Source organism: Micromonospora sp. CNZ299 (assembly GCF_002754415.1).
On the sequence record NZ_PEFG01000001.1, the window covers coordinates 1484773 to 1503954 of the forward strand.

The following is a 19182-nucleotide window of genomic DNA, read 5'->3' on the forward strand; positions in this document are numbered from 1 at the left end:
TGCGCCTCCTCCATCACATGTCGGCTCGCCGGTGCCGATCGGTCTCCTCGGCATGGCTGCCGGCGTCACCGGCGTACCGCTGTGCCGGCTCCCCGCACGGTATCGGGTGGTGGCACGGCCCGTCCAAGGAGCACCGGTCGTCACTTTGCGTGGCCGGTCGGTGTCGAGCAGCTTCTGTCAGCTCGGCCCCTGCCGGGTCGGCGGGCGGCGACCGAAGCCCACCGTACCGGGCGCTGCGGCAGGGCGGAATCCCGGTGGCCGATGGCCGGAGACGCCGATGGCCCACCCGGCGGACCGGGTGGGCCATCGATCTGGAGGAGGTGGGAATGTCGAGGAGCGTCAGCTCATGTGACGCTGGGCGATGACGAGGATTTCCTCGCGAACCGCCGGCGAGTTCGCCGAGCGCAGCGCGTGCTCGATGGCACGGGCGCGGCGGGTCGCGTCGCGGTGGTTGCGGATTCGCTCGATCATGCTCATTGGTGGGTCCCCCTAGCTATTCGGTTGTCAGCCCCTGATGGGTCTATTTAACCGCAGAACCCGGCCAACTTCCATCGATTGTTAGGTGAGCTGAGACACCTGCCTAACAATCAAAGGTCAACAGTCGATCTGGCTGACGTTTCCGTCGCCCAAACGACACGGCCGGTGTGCCGGGCGTTAACCCGTGGCACACCGGCCGTGGCTGGCGTCGCGAACGATCAGGTCCAGGCGAGCAGCGCCGCCTCCGGATCGGTGAGGAAGTCGCCGATGTCGCGCAGGAACTTCGAACCCAGCTCACCGTCGATGATCCGGTGGTCGAAGCTCAGCCCCAGCGTGGTGACCTGACGCGCCTTGACCTTGCCCTTGTGCACCCAGGGCATCTCCCGCACGGCACCGAAGGCCAGGATCGCGGACTCGCCCGGCGGCAGGATCGGCGTGCCGGTGTCCACTCCGAACACCCCGACGTTGGTGATGGTCAGGGTGCCACCGGACATGTCGGCTGGCGAGGTACGGCCGGACTTGGCCGTCTGCACCAGGCCGTTCAGTGCGTCCGCCAACTCCCGCAGCGAGAGCCGGCCGGCGTCCTTGACGTTCGGCACGATCAGGCCACGCTCGGTGGCCGCCGCGATACCGAGGTTGACGTAGTCCTTGACCATGATCTCGTCGCCGGCCCAGGTCGAGTTGACCATCGGGTGACGCTGCACCGCCAGCAGCACGGCCTTCGCCACCAGCAGCAGCGGCGAGACCCGTACGTCGCGCCACTCCCGTCGACCGCGCAGTCGGTCCAGAGCCTTCATCGCCCGGGTTACGTCGACGGTCAGGAACTCCGTCACGTGCGGGGCGGTGAACGCCGAGCGGGACATGTTCTCGGCGGTGAGCTTGCGAACCCCCTTGACCGGGATGCGCTGCTCGCGGTCCGTGCCGAAGCTCGCGGCGCTCGTCGTCACCGACGGGGTCGCGATCGGCTCGGCCACGGCACCGCTCGCCGCCTGCTGCACGTCCTCCCGGGTGATCGAACCCAACGGGCCCGACCCGGTCACCGTGCCGAGGTCGACCCCGAGGTCCTTGGCGAGCTTGCGCACCGGAGGCTTGGCCAGAACCAGCCCTCCCGCCTGCGCCCCAACCCCGCTCGCGAGGCCCGTCCCGCCCTCGCGGTTGCGTCGATCATGGACTTGTGGTGCCGGAATCGTGGGGGTTGTGGCTGGTTTGTCAACCACCACAACTCCATGATCGACCCCGGCGGGGGTGGCACCCTTGCGCGGGCGACGCTTCGCGGCCGTCGTACGCGGGCCGTAACCGACCAGCACCGCCGTCCGCCCACCCGGGGCCGCCCCGCCGATCAGGCCGGGCTCGATCATGCCCTCGGCCGGCGCCACCTCCACCGCCGCCAGCGAGGCCGCCGACGGGGTGGGCAGGTCACTGCTGGGCGTGGCCGTGGTCGACGGCGCCTCCAACGGGCCGGCACCCGGATCGGTGTCGATCGCGATGATCGGCGTACCGACCTCGACGGTGGTGCCCTCCGGGTGGTGGATCGCCTGCACCTGCCCGGCCCACTTCGCCGGGATCTCCACCGCCGCCTTGGCGGTCTCGACCTCGACGATCGGCTGGTTCAGCTCGATGGTGTCGCCGACCTTGACCAGCCAGGCCAGGATCTCGCCCTCGGTCAGCCCCTCGCCCAGGTCGGGCAGGTTGAACGTCTTGATCCGGGACATGTCGATCACCAGCCGAAGGTGCGGTCGACGGCGTCGAGCACCCGGTCGAGGTCGGGCAGGTATTCCTCTTCCACCCGGGAGGCCGGGTAGGGGGTGTCGAAGCCGGTGACCCGCAGCACGGGCGACTCCAGGGAGTAGAAGCACTCCTCGGTGATCCGGGCGGCCAACTCGGCGCCGAGACCGATGTTGGACGGTGCCTCGTGCACCACGACCGCGCGGCCGGTGCGCTTCACCGACTCGTACGCGGCGCCCAGGTCCAGCGGGGAGAGCGAGCGCAGGTCGATGACCTCCAGCTCCCGGCCGTCCTCCGCGGCGGCGGTCGCCGCCTCGAGGCAGGTCCGCACCATCGGCCCATAGGCCAGCACCGTGACGTCGGTGCCGGGCCGCACGACCCGGGCCGAGTGCAGGGGGTACGCCTCGGACAGCGGCGCGTCCAGGTCGACCTGACCCTTCTCCCAGTAGCGCCGCTTGGGCTCCAGGAAGACGATCGGGTCATCCGAGGCGATGGCCTGCTGGATCATCACGTACGCGTCCTGCGGGTTGGAGCAGGTCACGACCTTCAGACCGGCGGTGTGCGCGAAGTACGCCTCCGGCGACTCGGAGTGGTGCTCGACGGCGCCGATGCCACCGCCGAACGGAATCCGGATCACCATGGGGATGCTGAGCTTGCCGCCCGAGCGGTAGTGCATCTTCGCCACCTGCGACACGATCTGGTCGTACGCGGGGTAGACGAAACCGTCGAACTGGATCTCGCAGATCGGCCGGTAGCCGCGGATGGCCAGACCGACCGCCGTGCCGATGATGCCGGACTCGGCCAGCGGGGTGTCGATGACCCGTTGGTCGCCGAAGTCCTTCTGGAGCCCGTCGGTGATCCGGAAGACGCCGCCGAGCTTGCCGACGTCCTCGCCCATGATGATGACCTTGGGGTCGGTCTCCAGGGCGCGGCGCAGGCCGGTGTTGAGGGCCTTGCCGAGGGTGAGCGTCTCCGTGGCCATCAGTGGGCGCTCCCTTCGAAGGACTCCATGTAGCGGTTGAACTTCGCGCGCTGCTCGTCGAGCAGCGGAGAGCCGTTGGGGTAGACGTGGTCGAACATCGTCACCGGCTCCGGGTTGGGCATGTTGAGCACCCGCTCGCGCAGGTGCACCGACTCGCGGCGGGCCTGCTCGTCGACCTCGGCGAAGAAGGTCGCGTCGGCGATCTGCTGCTTCTCCAGGAAGGCCTTGACCCGGATGATCGGGTCCTTGGCCTGCCACGACTCGACCTCGCTGGCGATCCGGTAGCGGGTCGGGTCGTCGGAGGTGGTGTGCGCGCCCATCCGGTAGGTGTACGCCTCGATCAGGCTCGGGCCCTGCCCGTGCCGGGCGTTGTCCAGCGCCGTGCGGGTCACCGCGTACGAGGCCAGCACGTCGTTGCCGTCCACCCGTACGCCGGGGAAGCCGAAGCCGGCGGCCCGCTGGTAGAGCGGGACCCGGGTCTGGCGCTCCAGCGGCTCGGAGATCGCGTACTGGTTGTTCTGGCAGAAGAAGACCAGCGGCGCGTTGAAGACACTGGCCCAGACGAACGCCTCGTTCACGTCGCCCTGGCTGGTGGCCCCGTCGCCGAAGTAGGCGATCGCGGCCTCGCCGTCGTCGTTGCCGATCTTGCCGTCCATGGTGATGCCCATGGCGTAGCCGGTGGCGTGCAGGGTCTGCGCACCGATGACGATCGTGTACATGTTGAACTTGAACTCGTTCGGGTCCCAGCCGCCCTGGTCGACACCGCGGAACAGGCCCAGCGGCATGATCGGGTCGATGCCCCGGCAGTAGAGGACGCCGTGCTCCCGGTAGGTCGGGAATGCCATGTCCTGCGATCGCAGCGCCCGCCCGGAGCCGACCTGGGCGGCCTCCTGGCCGAGCAGGCTGGCCCAGAGGCCCAGCTCGCCCTGGCGCTGGAGGGCGGTCGCCTCGGCATCCAGCTTGCGGACCATCACCAGATCGCGGTAGAGCCCGCGGTATTCCTCGTCGGTGAAGTCCACGCGGTACACGGTGCCGTCCGGCCCGGTGGCGCTGTCGATGCGCTCGCCGTCGGGGGTGAGCAGCTGCACCAGCTCCGGATTACCGGCCGCGCCCTTCTTGGAGCGGGGTGCAGGCCGCCTGCTGCGGGTGGTGCCCCCGGGGTCGCCCTTTGCCATCGGTCTCTCCCTGTCGTGTCTGCGTCGGCACCGGGGGGTCACCCGGCCGCGCAACTCGTGCGCCTGCCCGGCTGCTGCCGGGCCGGTTCCTGGCGGCCGCGCCTAGCCCCGGTGGGGGTTGCCGCACGGCGTGATCCGGGTTCTGGCCGAACCCGGATCGGGAGTGCCGGCGCTCAACCGCGCCTGCCGCGAGGGTGCGCGGAGGTCACGGCTGCGTTGCCGTCGTGCTCCATATTCGCAGAGCAGGTGAGCGCGCCCACAGTACGCCTGCCCCGCATTCCGACCGCCCATGCTTTGCCATCGTTTGTCGCCATCATGCTGGCCTGCGTTTCGAGGGCGATCCGGCGATGATTCGTCACCGTTCGGTCAGCACCGCGTGTCGACACGCGGTGGGGGTTGGACGACGGAGCGTGACTACGTAAGGCTGATTACCGCAGGATCGCGCCTATCGAGTTATTTGCCGGCTTCAGCGCCGGCGGCGTCCATCCATGTCCTCCGACGGCCGACGACAAGGGGTGTGCGGTGCACGAGCCAGGTGATGGTCCCGGCACACCAGCCCTCGGCCGGCACCGGTCCGCAGGCGGTTACCGCAGGGTGGTCGGCGTGCACCGTGCTCCCGGCGCGGGCGGCCCCACCCGGGGTTACCTGCTCACCGTCGCGCTGCTGGCCGGCACCGCGTCGATGCCGATCCTCGCCGCGATCAGCGCCGGCTCGGCCACCCCGGGCAGCACCGCGCTGCCGGACAGCAGCATCCCGTTCATCCCGACCCCGTCGGTCGGGCCGGTGCTGATTCCGCTGCCGATGACCAGCCAGCCGTCAGTCCCACCGCCCGGCTCACCCAGCGTCGGCCCCACCAGCGGCTGGCTGCCTGCCGCTCCCCGGCGTACCCGGGAAGGGCCTGGGCCGGGGCCCACAGTGACCGACCTGGGGCCCGCCCCGCGGGCGCCGCACCCGCCGGTGGCGCCGAAGCCGCCCCGGGGCACCTCACCGGCCGTCCCCCCGTCGTCGCCGACCGGTTCGCCGACCGACCCCGGTCCGACCGACCCGGACCCGACCGACTCGCCGGGCCCCGATCCGACGCCGACTCCCAGCCCGACTCCGACTCCGACCCCGACCCCGACGTTGACGCTGGACCCGACGCCCACGCTGACTCCGACCTCCACGCTGGAGCCAACCCCCACGCCGACGGACGCCTCGACCGCCACCGCCGTCCCGACCTGCACCCGGTCGGTGCCCGCCACCAGGCCCGCGCCGACCAGCACCCGGTCCGTGCCGGCCACCAGGCCCGCGCCGCCCGTCACCCCCGCCGTGCCGACCAGCCGGCCCAGCCCGTCGGTCGCGTCGTCTCCGACAGATCTCCCGACGTTCGCGGCCGGCCTGGCATCGCTGGCCGGACCGCCGCACCCGACGGTGTCCCCGGCGGTACGGTGACGAACAGGCGCGGCCCATCCGGTGCCGGCGGTGGTCGGCGGTAGGCGCATACCGGAGGGGGTGACGTGGGCGGCGGTACCGAACTCCGCCCGGTCACCAGCCGACCCGGCCCGGGGCGGCGGATCGCCCGGCTGGTCACCGAGGTGACCGCACCGGCCGTCCTCGTGTCTTTGCTGATCATCACGGTGAGCTGGCACAGCGCGCGCCGTCCGGGTCAGGGCCTCGTCTGGGGTCTGCTCGCCACGATCTTCGTCACCGGCATCCCGTTCGCCTACATCGTCGGCGGCGTACGCCGTGGCCGGCTCACCGACCACCACATCGGCCGTCGGGAGCAGCGCCGGGTGCCACTGCTGGTCGGCCTGGGTTCGGTCGCGGGAGGGCTCGCCCTGCTCGCCGTGCTCGGCGCGCCCCGCCCGTTGCTGGCGCTGGCGGTGGCCGGGCTCGTCGGCCTCGTGGTCGCCGTGTCGGTCAGCCACTGGTGGAAGATGTCGATCCACTCGGCGGTGTCCGCCGGCACCCTGGTCATCCTGGCCCTGACGTTCGGAACGCGCGTGCTCGTCGCCGCCCCGCTGCTGGCGGTGGTGGGCTGGTCCAGGGTGCGACTGAGGGACCACACGGTGCCGCAGGTGCTCGCCGGTGGTGTGCTCGGCGCGCTGATCGCCGCGGCGGTCTTCGGCCCACTGCGCTGAGACCCGCCGCAGGCACCGGCCGGGCCGAGGCGGGCGGCGCTATATGCCGCCCGGCCTCGGGTGTCGTCAGGCCCCGTCGTCGGCCAGGCGGTGCCGGTTCGCCTCGATCCAGGCGTCCAGGGCGGCCGGGTCGTCCGGGTCCACACCGTCGGCCATCAGCTGTGCCACCGCGGCGGTGGCGGCGCTGCGTCGTTCACCAGTGGAGTACAGGCGCGCGAACTCCGGCACCATCTCCTCGATCGCCTCGTCGGTGCGCGTGGTCGCCGCCTCGGGCAGACCGCGCTGCCGGGACGCGTACCGCGCCCAGGCACGCAGCACCCGGGGCAGCATCGCGGCGTCGTCCATGTCCAGCACGGCACGGCGGTGCACCCAGTCGAGCAGGAAGAGCCCGGACACCGCCGGGCTCCAGCGCATCGGGTCGGCGTCCGGGAAGGTCGCCGAGTGGTCCAGCAGCAGGCTCAGGCAGAAGTGCAGCGAGGCCAGCTCCGGGCCGTCGACGGAATCCAGCCCGAAGCGGGTGGCCTCCGGCGCGGCGAGGAACCGCCGGACCAGGTCGGTGCGCTCGGCGGCGGAGAGTGGCTCGACCTCCGCCGGGCCGGTCGGGTCGGCCGCGGTGGGCAGCAGCGCCAGCCGGGCACCGACCAGCGCCCGGTCGGTGGCGAGGGAACCCTCGCCGGGCAACTCGCTCAGCTCGTCGGTCACCGCGAGATGGCGGGCCACCTCGCCACGGAGCTGGGCCGGATTCTCGGTGCGGAACCAGGTCAGCTCGTCGTCCGCGCACATCTGGCGGACCTGGTCCAGGATCCGTTCCGCCGGCCCGCCGACGAAGATGTCCTTGGTGATCCCGATGTTGTGGTCCACCAGGGCCACCAGCGCGTGCTCCGAGCCGCCGGACGCGTCGTCGTAGGCGAAGGTGGCGAGGTAGGACGTCTGGTCGCCGTAGACGTCGCCGTACGCCCACGTGCCGGTGAGGTGCACCCGGCCGAGCTGACCGGCCCAGGTGGGTGCCTGGCTGCCCGGACGCACCCGATCGGTGCCCTCGGCGTCCGGGACGAGCGTGGCGAAGACCTGCCGGATGGTGGTCGCGGCCGCGACCCGGCGACGGGCGGTGGCGGCGAGAAACCCGGTGACGAACTCCCGTACGGCGGTGTCGCGGTCGGTCTCCGCGATCGCGTAGACACTGCCCAGCAGCGCGCTGCCGAGCATCTCGGCGTCGAGGGCGGACTCCAGCTTGGTCACGTCGCGTGCGGCGTGCAGCACCGCGTCGTAGGGGGTCTGAGGCGTGGCCATGCTCCGACCCTACGCCGCCCGGGGCGTACGCAGAGCGGTAGCGAGCCGTGCGGAGCGTCAGCGGCGGGCGGCGTCCCTCAGCGCGTCGCGTGCCTGTGCGTACGAGCCGAGCACGACCCGCACGGGTGTGAGCACGTACTCCTCGCCCACCCGGGCCACCTTCGCGGTCAGGCGTTGCTCGGCGCGGGCCCGGGCACGCCGCGCGGCCCAGCGCACCACGGGTCGGGTCAGCGCCGCGAGCAGCAGCCCGGCCAGCAGACCGCCGAGCAGCAGCAGGGTCGGCAGTGGCACCTGCCCGACCATCGGGTTGTCCAGCGCGGGCAGGCCGAGTGCCCGCAGCGCGTAGCCGAGCACCAGCCAGCCCAGACCGACCACGGCGGCCAGGGTGACCAGCCACTGCAAACCGCCGACGACCCGCCACCACAGCGGTCGACGGCCGAGGCCGAGGTCGGTGCCGGCGATCGTGCGGTCCAGCGCGTCCGGCAGGTCGCCGAGGCGGGACCGGGCGGCGGCGGTGACCGCGCCGGGCCAGGCGGCGGGCAGGTCGGCGGCGGCCCGGTCGGCCACCGCGCGGATCGCCAGACCCAGTGCGGAGCGTTGGGCGGCCGTCGGATCCGGCACGGAGGTGGCCGCGACCAGGCTCTCCGCCGCGTCGGCCCCCGCGTCGGCCGGGCCGGGCAGGTGCAGCCGGCGCAGCGGGTCGGGTCGCAACCGGCGCCAGCCGCGGACCAGGGGCCAGCCGGTGGCCGCGACGGCCCGGTGCCGGTACGCCTGCTGCACCGCCTCGGTCACCGCGGGCACGCCGGCAGCTCCGGCCAGCGCCCGGTTCAAGCCGTCGACTGTCGAGTCGTCCGGCCCACCGGCCGGTCGGGCCGAGCCGACCAGCTCGTCCAGCCCGGCGACGACCGTGTCGACGTCACCGGCGAGCCGGCGCAGCGCGGCCTGCCGCTCGGCGACGGTCCGCTCCAGGGCACCGCGCAGCCCGACCATCCCGGCCGGGTCGATGGCGGTGGTGGACAGCAGCGGCACACCGGTCAGCCCGTCCGTGTCGAGCAGTCGGCGCAGGTCGTCCAGGACCCGGGGCACCTCCGCCGGGGGCAGCCGGTCGGCCTGGTTGAGCACGACCAGTGTGACGTCGCGGTGCCGGTGGAACTCGCGCAGGTAGCTGTCGTGGATGACCCGGTCGGCGTACTTCTGTGGGTCGACCACCCAGACCACCTGGTCGACCAGGCCGAGCAGTCGGTCCACCTCGAGCCGGTGGGACCGCTGGACCGAGTCGAAGTCGGGCAGGTCGAGCAGGATCAGCCCGTGCAGCGCCGTCTCGTCGTCCGCGTCCAGGGCGCTCTCCCGGACGAAACGGTGTCGGGGCAGCACGCCGATCCAGTCGAGCAGCCGGTTGGCGCCCTCCAGTGGGCCCCACACGCAGGCGTGGGTGACGCCGGTGGTCGGCCGACGGACCCCGACCGGCGACAGCTCCAGCTGGGCCAGCGCGTTGAAGAGGCTGGACTTGCCGCTGCCCGTGGCACCGGCCAGGGCAACCACGGTGTGGTCCCGGGAGAGCGCAAGTCGGGTGCCGGCCCGCTCGACCAGGGTGTGCGCGGGCACCAGCTCCGCGTCCGGCAGCAGGCCGTCGACCGCGGTCAGGAACCGGCGTACCGCGTCCAGTCGGGCGATCAGCACGTCGGCGTCGACCCGCTGGTCTCCGCGGAACGCCTCGCGTACCCGGCCGGTGATGTTCGTCACCGGAAACCCTCCTCGTCGGCGGCCGGCTGCGTGTTGCCGGCGGCGGACAGGCCGCTGCGGTGCCGGGCCAGCTCGACCCGGCCCGCGGCCCGGCGCAGGCCGTCGCCGGCGTCCGCGGCGGGGCGGGCGTCCGCGGTGCGGCGCAGGAACCGGTCGGCCTCCGCGTCGAGCAGCGTCCGCACCCGCTCCAGCAGGTCGGTGCGGGCCTTGGCGGCGAGGGTACGCACCGCCTGGTCGCCGAAGATCGCCTGGAGTACGGCCTGCGCGGCGACGGTGGTGCCAGCCCCGGTGGCCAGCTCCAGCCCGGTCGGGATGAACGCGGTGGAGGCGAACACGGCGATCATCACGGCCAGCCCGGTGGCGTTGACGGCGTACGCGGCGGTGCGGGCCACGAACCGCTTGTCCCCGCCCTCGACCCGGACCAGCTCCAGCACCCCGCGCTGCCAGTCCCGGACCATCCGTTCGGCGCGTTCGGGCAGGTCGGCGCTCGGGTGGGCGAGCGCCGGTTCGAGCAGGTCGGCGCCCGCAGGGTGTGCCTTCCAGCCGGTGTACGCGGATTCTGCGGCCTCCGAGGCCACCCCGCGCAGCAGTGTCACCAGCTGCGACTCGATGGCGTTGCGGAGTTCGACGGAGGGCGCCGGCCGGCCGGTGACGGCGGCCACCACCCGGTCCCGCAGGCGGCCGATCCGTGCCTCCAGGGTGCGGAACAGCTCGCCGGTGCCGACGAACTCCTGCCAGCGGGCGAGCACCTCGCCCCGGAGCAGCCGACCGTCCTGGAGCCCTTGCTCGACGGTGCGCTCGGCACCCCGGTACGCGGCCCGGACCCGTTCGTCCAGCCCGTCGGCGGCGGCGAGCTGCTCGTCGGCGGCGTCGGCCAGCTCCTCGACGGCGGGGTGCAGGGCGGCCAGCGCCCCGTCCAGCGTCTGACGGACCACCGCCGCCCGGGCGTCCGCGTCGCCGGCCAGCCGGGCGAACCAGTCGGCCAGCGATGCGGTGACCCCCTCGGGCAGCAACCCCTGCCCGTCGACCCAGGTCTCCGGCAGCACGAACAGCGGTGCCCGGCCGAGGTCCTGTTCGGCGAGCATCTCGCTCAGGTGCGCGGCGATCTCGTCGGTGGCCTCGGCGGGCACCCGGTCCAGCACCATGGCGATCACCGCGCCTCGCGACCGGGCGCTGCGCAGCAGCTCCCAGGGCACCGCGTCGGCGTACCGCGCGGCGGTGGTGACGAAGAGCCAGAGATCGGCGGCGGCGAGCAGTTGGGTGGCGAGCGCCCGGTTGGCGTCCACCACCGAGTCGATGTCGGGCGCGTCGAGGAAGGCCAGCCCGGCGGGCAGGGCCGGCGCGGTGACGAGGTGCAGCGCGCGCGGATCTTCGCTCGGCTCGGTGGTGCGGGTCAGCCCGGGCAGCAGGTCACCCTGCCGGAACCAGGCTGCGTCGGACGGGTTGCAGACCAGCACCGGCGAGCGGGTGGTCGGCCGGAGCACGCCGGCGGCGCTGACCCGGGCCTTGACCAGGCTGTTGACCAGGGTCGACTTGCCCGCGCCGGTGGAGCCGCCGACCACCACGAGCAGTGGGGCGTCCAGCCGGGCGAGCCGGGGCAGCAGATAGTCGTCGAGCTGGTCGGTGAGGGCGGTGGCGTTGTGCCGGGCGGACCCGGCGGTGGGCAGCGCGAGGGGGTACCGGGTCGCACCGATCGCCTCCCGGAGGCCCGACAGTGCGCCGGGGAGGCTGTCGTCCCCGGTGGTGGCGGGCGGCTCCTCCGCGGCGTCCGGCGGGCCGGTGCGGGATGCGACGGCGGGCGCGCCGGAACGGGTGGCGGAATCGCCGTGCGTCGTCACCGCTAAAGCGTGCCCGACCGATGCAAGAGAAGACAACCGGACGGTAATAACGGGTGGGTTGCGTCGGGTTGACTCAACTCAACTTGACGATTCGCCAACGCGTGGCACTATTGAGTCAAGTTCACTCAACTTGTGGTGGGGCCCGCTGCGGGCGGTGCTCGCCAGGCAGCCGCGGGCAGTGCCCGTCACCTGCACAACCTTACGAAGCGAGGAAGCGAACATGGCACGTGCGGTCGGTATCGACCTCGGCACGACGAACTCCTGCGTCAGCGTTCTCGAGGGCGGTGAGCCCACCGTCATCGCCAACGCTGAGGGGTCGCGGACGACTCCGTCGATCGTCGCGTTCGCCCGCAACGGCGAGGTGCTCGTCGGCGAGGTCGCCAAGCGTCAGGCAGTGACCAACCCGGATCGGACGATCCGGTCGGTCAAGCGCGAGGTCGGCACGAACTGGTCCGTCGACATCGACGGCAAGAAGTACACCCCGCAGGAGATCTCGGCCCGGACGCTGATGAAGCTCAAGCGGGACGCCGAGGCGTACCTGGGTGAGCAGATCACCGACGCGGTGATCACCGTTCCGGCCTACTTCAACGACAGCCAGCGCCAGGCCACCAAGGAGGCCGGTGAGATCGCTGGCTTCAACGTGCTGCGGATCGTCAACGAGCCGACCGCGGCCGCCCTGGCGTACGGGCTGGACAAGGGTTCCAAGGAGCAGACCGTCCTGGTCTTCGACCTCGGCGGCGGCACGTTCGACGTGTCGCTGCTGGAGCTGGCCGAGGGTGTCGTGGAGGTCAAGTCGACCAGCGGTGACAACCAGCTCGGTGGCGACGACTGGGACCAGCGGATCATCGACCACCTGGTCAAGACGTTCCGTGGTGAGCACGGCATCGACCTCGGTCAGGACAAGATGGCCCTCCAGCGCCTCCGTGAGGCTGCCGAGAAGGCCAAGATCGAGCTGTCCGCCGCCACCACGACCAACATCAACCTGCCGTACATCACCGCCGGCGCGGCCGGCCCGCTGCACCTCGACGTGACGCTGAGCCGCGCCGAGTTCCAGCGGATGACGCAGGACCTGCTGGACCGTTGCAAGGGCCCGTTCGAGCAGGCCGTGAAGGACGCCGGGATCAAGATCTCCGACGTCGAGCACGTCATCCTGGTCGGCGGTTCGACCCGGATGCCCGCCGTGACCGACCTGGTCAAGCAGCTCACCGGTCGCGACCCCAACAAGGGCGTCAACCCGGACGAGGTCGTCGCCGTCGGCGCCGCCCTCCAGGCCGGTGTGCTCAAGGGTGAGGTCAAGGACGTCCTGCTGCTCGACGTGACCCCGCTGAGCCTGGGCATCGAGACCAAGGGCGGCATCTTCACCAAGCTGATCGAGCGCAACACCACCATCCCGACCAAACGCTCCGAGGTCTTCACCACGGCGGACGACAACCAGCCGTCGGTGCTGATCCAGGTCTTCCAGGGTGAGCGTGAGATCGCGGCCTACAACAAGAAGCTCGGCACCTTCGAGCTGACCGGCCTCCCGCCGGCGCCGCGCGGCGTGCCGCAGATCGAGGTCGCCTTCGACATCGACGCCAACGGCATCGTCAACGTGCACGCCAAGGACCTGGGCACCGGCAAGGAACAGAAGATGACGATCACCGGCGGCTCCTCGCTGCCGAAGGACGACATCGAGCGGATGCGCCGGGACGCCGAGGAGCACGCGGAGGAGGACAAGCGCCGCCGCGACGACGCCGAGACCCGCAACGTGGCCGAGGCGCTCCAGTGGCAGACCGAGAAGTTCCTCGCCGAGAGCGGCGACAAGCTGCCCACCGAAAACCGGGAGCAGCTCAACGAGGCGCTCGGCGAGCTGCGTGGTGCCCTCGGCGGCCAGGACATCGAGAAGATCAAGTCCGCGCACGAGCGGCTGGCGCAGGTCTCCCAGCAGGCCGGTTCGCTGCTCTACTCGCAGCAGGCCGAGCAGGGCCAGCAGCCGGGCGGCGAGCCCGGCCCGGGTGCGGCCGGCGCGACCGGTGCGACCGGCACGACCGGTGCGCAGGCCGGTGGGGCCGACGACGTGGTCGACGCGGAGATCGTGGACGAGGACGGCAAGAAGTGACCACCGGCCTCGGACGCGCATCCACGGCGAAGGGGATGAGGTAGCCGCATGACGCAGAAGCCACGAGCCGCCGACCCGGCCGACACCGGGTCGACGCCGGGTGGCTCCGCGCCCACGGAGCCGACCACCGGCGACAAGGAGCGGGTCGTCATCCGCAACAACCGCAAGCTCATCGACACGTCGGAGCCTGAGGGCACCGCGGCCGACGCCGAGACCGGCGTACCGGCCGAGGGCCTGGTCGAGGACGCCGAGGTGGTGGTCGACGAGATCGAGGTCGAGGTCAACGCCACCGACGGTCCGGAACCATCCGGCCCGGCGGTGGTGGACGCCCCGGCGCAGCCGGTCGACGGCGGCGGCACGGGCACCTCGCTCGGCGCCGAGCTGGAGGCGCTCCGGGCCGAGCTGGACGAGCGCACCAGGGATCTGCAGCGGGTGTCGGCGGAGTACGCCAACTACCGCAAGCGGGTCGACCGGGACCGCAGCCTGGTGCAGGAGCAGGCGACCGGCTCGGTTCTGGCCGCGCTGTTGCCGATCCTGGACGACCTGGACCGGGCCCGGGAACACGGCGACCTGGTCGGGCCGTTCGGCACGGTGGCGGAACAGCTCACCACCGCGTTGGGCAAGTTCGGCCTGAACGCCTTCGGCGAGCAGGGCGACCCGTTCGACCCGACCCGGCACGAGGCGGTCGCGCACCAGACCTCGGCCGACGTCAGCGAGCCGACCTGCGTCCAGGTCATGCGGCGCGGCTACCAGCTCGGTGAGCGGCTGCTGCGCCCCGCGCTGGTCGCGGTCGCGGATCCGGAATAGTGCGAGACAGTGACCGGGCCGTCCCGCCCACCGCGCAGCGGTGGGCGGGACGGCCGGGCCGCGAGGGTCGAGAGGGGGTGGACCGGTGAGTTCGAAGGACTGGATCGAGAAGGACTTCTACGCCGTGCTCGGCGTGGACAAGGCCGCCTCCGCGGATGACATCAAGAAGGCGTACCGCAAGGTGGCCCGGGAGTCGCACCCGGACCACAACCCGGGCGACCCGAAGGCCGAGGAGCGGTTCAAGGCCGCGTCCGAGGCCTACAACGTCCTGTCGGACACGGGTCGCCGTCGCGAGTACGACGAGATGCGCTCGCTGTTCGGCTCGGGGGCGTTCCGGCGCAGCGCCCGGGGCGGAGGCCAGCCGGGCGGCATGCCGTTCGACGTCTCCGACATGTTCGGCGGCGGTGGAGGCGGCGACCGTCGCTTCGGCGGAGCCGGCTTCCAGGACCTGTTCAGTTCGATCTTCACCGGTGGCCAGGCCGGTGGGCAGGCCGCACCGCGCGGTCCGGCCCGTGGTCGGGACGTCGAGACCGAGGTGGCACTGGACTTCGGTGACGCGGTACGCGGGGTGACGCTGCCCCTGACGCTGCGGGCCCCCGGAGTCTGCGAGACCTGCCACGGCAACGGGGCCAAGCCCGGCACCCAGCCGCGTACCTGCACGGTCTGCCACGGCGCCGGGGTGACGACCCGCGACCAGGGTGCGTTCAGCTTCTCCGAGCCGTGCCGCAACTGCCAGGGCGTCGGCACCGTGGTCGAGGAGAAGTGCCCGGAGTGCCAGGGCAGCGGCGGGGTCACCAAGACCCGCACCATGAACGTGCGGTTCCCGGCCGGGGTGGCCGACGGTCAGCGCATCCGGCTCGCCGGGCGCGGTGAGGCAGGCGAGCGCGGCGGCCCCGCTGGTGACCTCTTCGTGCAGGTCAAGGTTCGGCCGGACGAGCTGTTCGGGCGTACCGGCGACGACCTGACGCTGTCCGTGCCGGTCACCTTCGCGGAGGCCGTGCTCGGCACGGACCTGCGGGTGCCCACGCTCGACGGCGCGGTGACCCTGCGGGTTCCGCCGGGGACGCCGAGCGGGCGGGTGCTGCGGGCCCGCGGCAAGGGTGTGGTCCGCCGCGACGGGCAGGCCGGTGACCTGCTGGTCACGTTGGACGTGGTGGTCCCGGCCCGACTGTCGGACGAGGCGCGCACGGCACTGGAGGCGTTCGCCGAGCAGAGCCCGCCGGCGGCCCGGGAACATCTCGACGCTCGGGTGCGTCGGGTCAGTTAGTCCGATGGAGTGGACGCGGAGGTGAGCGGCATGTCGGGCGGATTCCTCGGTTCGGGTGACCCTGCCTACGAGGCCAAGGTTCTGATGATCTCGGTTGCGGCCCGGATGGCGGGCATGCACCCACAGACCCTGCGCCAGTACGACCGGCTGGGGCTGGTGCAGCCCGGCCGGGCCGCTGGTGGCGGACGTCGGTACAGCGTGCGCGACGTTGTGCTGCTGCGCGAGGTCCAGCGGCTCAGTCAGGACGACGGGATCAACCTGGCCGGCGTCAAGCGGATCATCGGGCTGGAGCGGCTGCTGGAGCAGGCGCAGCAGCGGGTGGCCCGGCTGGAGGCGGAGCTGGACGCCGCGTACCGCCGGGTGGCCGAGCTGGAGTCGCTGGCCCGCTTCCCGGGTCGGGACCTGGTGCCGACCAACCGCACGTCCACCGCGCTGGTCGTCTGGCGACCCCGCCGCATGCCCGATCGCTGACCAACCGCTCACCCGGCGCTGTCTTTCGGCCCGGACCGTACCGGATTTCCCGGCGCGGTCCGGGCCGCTTCGGTTAGCCTGTCGATACGGTCCAATCGGCTCAATACGGACCTACCGGCATGGCGAGGGGGAGCGATGGCGGAGCCGGCGAAGAAGGTCGCCCAGCAGGCGGAAGACCGGTTGGAAGAACTGGCCGAGACCGTCCGCAAGAAGTTCGACAAGGTGACCGAGGGAACCTACCGGGACCGGGTCGTCGGAGGTCGGTTCGCCGGCCGGGACGACCACGGCGGCGAGAAGAACCGAGCCGAGACGGAACGGCAGCAGGACTGACCGGTGACCGACGTGCGGGCCGGGACCCACGGGGGGTCCCGGCCCGTTCGCTGTCGCTGAGTGCGGGCCGGGACGCAGGCGATGCCAGGGCGGGGGTCCCGGCCCGTTCGCCGTTATCGACTGCGGACCGGTGAGGCCGCCTCCTGGCGGCAGGCCGACGCGCAGGCCCTTTCGAGCTGAATCGTTTACGACATCACGTCACACCGCTGCTTCGACCGACCTCGACCGATCCTGGCCGGGCGGACCGATCCTGGCCCGGCCGGGCGTGAATCGTTTGCGACATCAGCTCCAAAGGGCCGCGAACAGCAACGCCCTCGCAGCCGCTGGCGAGGGAGCCGGCTGAACCGACCTCAGCCGAGGCGGCGGTTCTCGCGGACCAGGCCGCCCTCGCACCAGTCCCGGTAGACGAAGAGATCCGGTCGGGCCAGCAGCACCCGGCCGTTGTGCGCCCAGATCTTCATCAGCTCGTCGCCCTCACGCTCGGCCTGTTCGACGAGCTTGCGGAAGCGACGCTTCGGGTGGGCACGGAAGTTCGTCCGGATGCCGTCGGCCGCGTAGATGTAGAGGCAGTGCAACGCGAACCGCCGCGCCGGGCAGGACGGGTCCATCGCCAGCTCGAAGAGCGTCAACACCAGTCGATCGCCGGAGACCAGCAGGTCCCAGTCGGGCGGCATCGAAGCCAACGGCACAGAATCCGGCTGGTACGCCCAAGCTCGCAACTCCGCCGGACTCGGATCGACGGGGTTGGCGAAGCCGTGGAACGTCGATTCCTGCACGCTCACCGGCCAACCTCCCGCTCTCGCCCGCGTTTGGCTGCGCTGCCTGCGGACCCTGGCTGCTGGGGCGAAACGGTAACCTGCCGTCGAGTGCTGCGGTAGTCCCCGTGGGGAGCAATTCGGCAACCGTTGGGGTCGGGGCTGCGCGGTCAGTCGTGGATCGGGACCGGTGCCGCCCGCTGGGCCGCCGCGCGGGTGCGCAGCCACCGCTTGAACCACGGGAAGTCCGGCAGTCGGGCGAGGATCGGCCCGGTCACCACGGTGATCAGGACGTACGTCGCGGCCAGCGCCGCCAACTGCGGCTCGACGCTCCCGGCGGCCACCGCGAGCCCGGCGATGACGATGGAGAACTCACCTCGGGGTACGAGTGCGAGGCCGGCCCGCCATCGGCCGGGTTCCGCGATGCCCACCCGACGCGCCGCGAGGTAGCCGGTGAGCGTCTTCGTCGCCATGGTGACCACGGCCAACGCGAGCGCCGGCAACAGCACCGGCGGGATGTCCCGTGGGTCGGTGACCAGGCCGAAGAAGACGAAGAACACAGCGGCGAACAGGTCCCGCAGGGGGGAGAGCAACTCGGTCGCGTGGTGCGCCACCGGGCCGGAGAGCGCGATGCCGACGAGGAACGCGCCGACCGCCGCCGACACCTGCAGCTTCGCCGCGAGCCCGGCGATCAGCAGGGTCAGACCGAGTACGCCGAGCAGCAGCGCCTCCGGGTCCTTCGCGGACAGGGCGGACGAGATGAGGTGGCCGTACCGGATGGCGACCACCAGTACCAGCAGCACCGTGCCCACGGCGACGGCGAGTGCGATGCCGCCGCCGAGCAGACCGGTGCCCGCCAGTACGGCGGTGACCAGCGGCAGGTAGAGCGCCATCGCCAGGTCCTCGATCACCAGGACCGAGAGGATCACCGGGGTTTCCCGGTTACCGAGTCGTCCCAGGTCGGCGAGGACCTTGGCGATCACGCCGGAAGAGGAGACCCAGGTGATGCCGCCGAGCACCAGGGCGGCCACCCAGTCCCAACCGAGCAGCAGGGCGAACGCCGCGCCGGGCAGTGCGTTGAAGACGCCGTCTATCAGCCCGGCCGGGGCCGCCGATCGGAGGTTGCCGACCAGCTCGTTGGCCGAATATTCCAGGCCGAGCATCACCAGCAGCAGGATGACGCCGATCTCGGCGCCGACCGCGAAGAACTCCTCGCTGGCGGCGAGCGGAAGCAGCCCGCCGTGCCCGAACGCCAGCCCGGCGAACAGGTATAGAGGGATGGGGGACAGGCCTACCCGGCGGCTGAGCCGACCGAGGACGCCAAGCAGCAGCAGCAGCGCGCCGACTTCGACGAGCAGAGTGGTGGAATCGTGCATCCGCCTCAGCCGTCCGGGTCACTGTCGGCGAGGATGGCGGACACGCCGTCGAGACCCCGTCGGGTCCCGACAACGACCACCACGTCGCCGGCCGCGAAGCGGAAGGAGGGAAGTGGCGAGACGATGACTTCGCCTTCGCGAAGCACCGCCACGATGGAGGCGCTCGTGCGGGTACGCGCCTTGGTGTCGCCGAGCTTCCGGTTGACGTACGGCGATCCGGCCGTGATGGCGATCTGCTCGGTGAGCAGACCGGCGGCCTGCTCGCGGAGCCCGGAGAGTTGACCGAGCATCAGCGACGCGCCGAGGATGTCGGCCAGGGCCTCAGCCTCGTCGTCGGTCAGCGGAATGTCCGATTGGCAGGCGTCGGGATCGTCGGGGTCGTAGAGAACGAGATCACGGCGGCCATTGCGGTGGGAGACGACGCCCAAACGGCGTCCTGACTCCGTCACCAGATCGTGGCGTACCCCGATCCCGGGTAAGGCGGTCTGCTCGACACGTACTCGCACCCACCAAGGCTACCGCTTCGTGAACAGAACGCAGATCTTGGAAGCCCTCGGCCCTCCGAGCAGCCCCGGCATGTCCAGCAGCCATGATCGACTCGGGTTTCATGAAGTAGCGGTGTCCTGGCGGTCCGGATGCCCCGACTTCCTGAAAGCCGAGTGGATCAACCGAGCCGGGGCGGGACGCGGCGGTGCCCGCCCCCCGGTGGAGCGGGCGCGGGCACCGGG

At 71.8% G+C, this 19182-nt stretch carries 17 protein-coding genes; 7 read left to right on the forward strand and 10 right to left on the reverse strand.

What is annotated here, in order from left to right:
* Nucleotides 1-339: 339 nt before the first annotated feature.
* The 4 genes from CLT68_RS33095 to pdhA all read right to left on the reverse strand — a co-directional run bounded on the left by CLT68_RS33095 (nt 340) and on the right by pdhA (nt 4359).
* A complete protein-coding gene (locus CLT68_RS33095) occupies nt 340-477 on the reverse strand; it encodes a hypothetical protein (protein ID WP_165435866.1) in 138 nt (45 codons plus the stop codon).
* 218 nt (nt 478-695) lie between these two features.
* Nucleotides 696-2198 carry a dihydrolipoamide acetyltransferase family protein gene (locus CLT68_RS07090; protein ID WP_199177001.1) on the reverse strand — a complete coding sequence of 501 codons (1503 nt, stop codon included), beginning with the start codon at nt 2196-2198 and terminating at the stop codon, nt 696-698.
* Nucleotides 2195-3184 (reverse strand): alpha-ketoacid dehydrogenase subunit beta, encoded by a 990-nt coding sequence (locus CLT68_RS07095; protein ID WP_099849626.1) that lies wholly within the window; start codon nt 3182-3184, stop codon nt 2195-2197. Before CLT68_RS07095 ends, CLT68_RS07090 begins: the two co-directional genes overlap by 4 nt.
* Nucleotides 3184-4359, reverse strand: coding sequence for a pyruvate dehydrogenase (acetyl-transferring) E1 component subunit alpha (gene pdhA, locus CLT68_RS07100; protein WP_099849628.1), 1176 nt, complete (start codon nt 4357-4359; stop codon nt 3184-3186). The genes CLT68_RS07095 and pdhA overlap by 1 nt, the downstream gene beginning before the upstream one ends.
* Before the next feature lie 603 nt (nt 4360-4962).
* On the opposite strand from pdhA, the gene CLT68_RS32815 reads away from it, so the two are divergent.
* Nucleotides 4963-5790, forward strand: coding sequence for a hypothetical protein (locus CLT68_RS32815; protein WP_158240868.1), 828 nt, complete (start codon nt 4963-4965; stop codon nt 5788-5790).
* A 65-nt stretch (nt 5791-5855) separates the two neighbouring features.
* Nucleotides 5856-6479, forward strand: a complete 624-nt coding sequence (locus CLT68_RS07115; RefSeq protein WP_099849630.1) for a phosphatase PAP2 family protein — start codon at nt 5856-5858, stop codon at nt 6477-6479.
* Between the two features lie 66 nt (nt 6480-6545).
* Here the strand turns inward: CLT68_RS07115 and CLT68_RS07120 are convergent, their stop codons facing one another.
* Genes CLT68_RS07120 through CLT68_RS07130 form a run of 3 tightly spaced genes read right to left on the reverse strand, consistent with a single transcriptional unit; the run spans nt 6546 to nt 11350 of the window.
* Nucleotides 6546-7769: a hypothetical protein gene (locus CLT68_RS07120; RefSeq protein WP_088950897.1), complete on the reverse strand. Its 1224-nt coding sequence runs from the start codon at nt 7767-7769 to the stop codon at nt 6546-6548.
* 57 nt (nt 7770-7826) lie between these two features.
* On the reverse strand, nt 7827-9512 hold the full coding sequence (locus CLT68_RS07125) for a GTPase (protein WP_088950898.1): 1686 nt from the start codon (nt 9510-9512) through the stop codon (nt 7827-7829).
* Nucleotides 9509-11350: an ABC transporter gene (locus CLT68_RS07130; protein WP_099849632.1), complete on the reverse strand. Its 1842-nt coding sequence runs from the start codon at nt 11348-11350 to the stop codon at nt 9509-9511. The genes CLT68_RS07125 and CLT68_RS07130 overlap by 4 nt, the downstream gene beginning before the upstream one ends.
* 220 nt (nt 11351-11570) lie before the next feature.
* Here CLT68_RS07130 and dnaK point away from each other — a divergent pair, with 220 nt between their 5' ends.
* The 5 genes from dnaK to CLT68_RS07155 all read left to right on the forward strand — a co-directional run bounded on the left by dnaK (nt 11571) and on the right by CLT68_RS07155 (nt 16323).
* A complete protein-coding gene (gene dnaK / locus CLT68_RS07135; RefSeq protein ID WP_099849634.1) occupies nt 11571-13448 on the forward strand; it encodes a molecular chaperone DnaK in 1878 nt (625 codons plus the stop codon).
* Between the two features lie 48 nt (nt 13449-13496).
* Nucleotides 13497-14255, forward strand: coding sequence for a nucleotide exchange factor GrpE (gene grpE, locus CLT68_RS07140; RefSeq protein ID WP_088950901.1), 759 nt, complete (start codon nt 13497-13499; stop codon nt 14253-14255).
* A gap of 85 nt (nt 14256-14340) precedes the next feature.
* A complete protein-coding gene (gene dnaJ, locus CLT68_RS07145) occupies nt 14341-15522 on the forward strand; it encodes a molecular chaperone DnaJ (RefSeq protein ID WP_088950902.1) in 1182 nt (393 codons plus the stop codon).
* Nucleotides 15523-15552: 30 nt separating this feature from the next.
* Nucleotides 15553-15993, forward strand: a complete 441-nt coding sequence (locus CLT68_RS07150) for a heat shock protein transcriptional repressor HspR (protein WP_099856871.1) — start codon at nt 15553-15555, stop codon at nt 15991-15993.
* A 135-nt stretch (nt 15994-16128) separates the two neighbouring features.
* The gene (locus CLT68_RS07155) at nt 16129-16323 is read left to right on the forward strand and encodes a hypothetical protein (RefSeq protein ID WP_099849636.1); all 195 of its coding nucleotides are present in this window, start codon (nt 16129-16131) and stop codon (nt 16321-16323) included.
* Between the two features lie 350 nt (nt 16324-16673).
* Here CLT68_RS07155 and CLT68_RS07160 read toward each other — a convergent pair whose 3' ends face one another.
* From CLT68_RS07160 to CLT68_RS07170, 3 genes are all read right to left on the reverse strand, one after another.
* Complete coding sequence (locus tag CLT68_RS07160) at nt 16674-17105, reverse strand: hypothetical protein (protein ID WP_088950904.1); 432 nt, start codon at nt 17103-17105, stop codon at nt 16674-16676.
* 143 nt (nt 17106-17248) lie between these two features.
* Nucleotides 17249-18454 carry a cation:proton antiporter gene (locus CLT68_RS07165; RefSeq protein WP_099849638.1) on the reverse strand — a complete coding sequence of 402 codons (1206 nt, stop codon included), beginning with the start codon at nt 18452-18454 and terminating at the stop codon, nt 17249-17251.
* A 5-nt stretch (nt 18455-18459) separates the two neighbouring features.
* Nucleotides 18460-18960 (reverse strand): cation:proton antiporter regulatory subunit, encoded by a 501-nt coding sequence (locus tag CLT68_RS07170; RefSeq protein WP_030332098.1) that lies wholly within the window; start codon nt 18958-18960, stop codon nt 18460-18462.
* Between the last annotated feature and the right edge of the window lie 222 nt (nt 18961-19182).

Coding starts and splice junctions, on each gene's coding strand:
- CLT68_RS33095 (WP_165435866.1), bottom strand. CDS start 477: ATGAGCATGATCGAGCGAATCCGCAACCACCGCGACGCGACCCGCCGC.
- CLT68_RS07095 (WP_099849626.1), bottom strand. CDS start 3,184: ATGGCCACGGAGACGCTCACCCTCGGCAAGGCCCTCAACACCGGCCTG.
- pdhA (WP_099849628.1), bottom strand. CDS start 4,359: ATGGCAAAGGGCGACCCCGGGGGCACCACCCGCAGCAGGCGGCCTGCA.
- CLT68_RS07120 (WP_088950897.1), bottom strand. CDS start 7,769: ATGGCCACGCCTCAGACCCCCTACGACGCGGTGCTGCACGCCGCACGC.
- dnaK (WP_099849634.1), top strand. CDS start 11,571: ATGGCACGTGCGGTCGGTATCGACCTCGGCACGACGAACTCCTGCGTC.
- grpE (WP_088950901.1), top strand. CDS start 13,497: ATGACGCAGAAGCCACGAGCCGCCGACCCGGCCGACACCGGGTCGACG.
- CLT68_RS07150 (WP_099856871.1), top strand. CDS start 15,553: ATGTCGGGCGGATTCCTCGGTTCGGGTGACCCTGCCTACGAGGCCAAG.
- CLT68_RS07155 (WP_099849636.1), top strand. CDS start 16,129: ATGGCGGAGCCGGCGAAGAAGGTCGCCCAGCAGGCGGAAGACCGGTTG.
- CLT68_RS07165 (WP_099849638.1), bottom strand. CDS start 18,454: ATGCACGATTCCACCACTCTGCTCGTCGAAGTCGGCGCGCTGCTGCTG.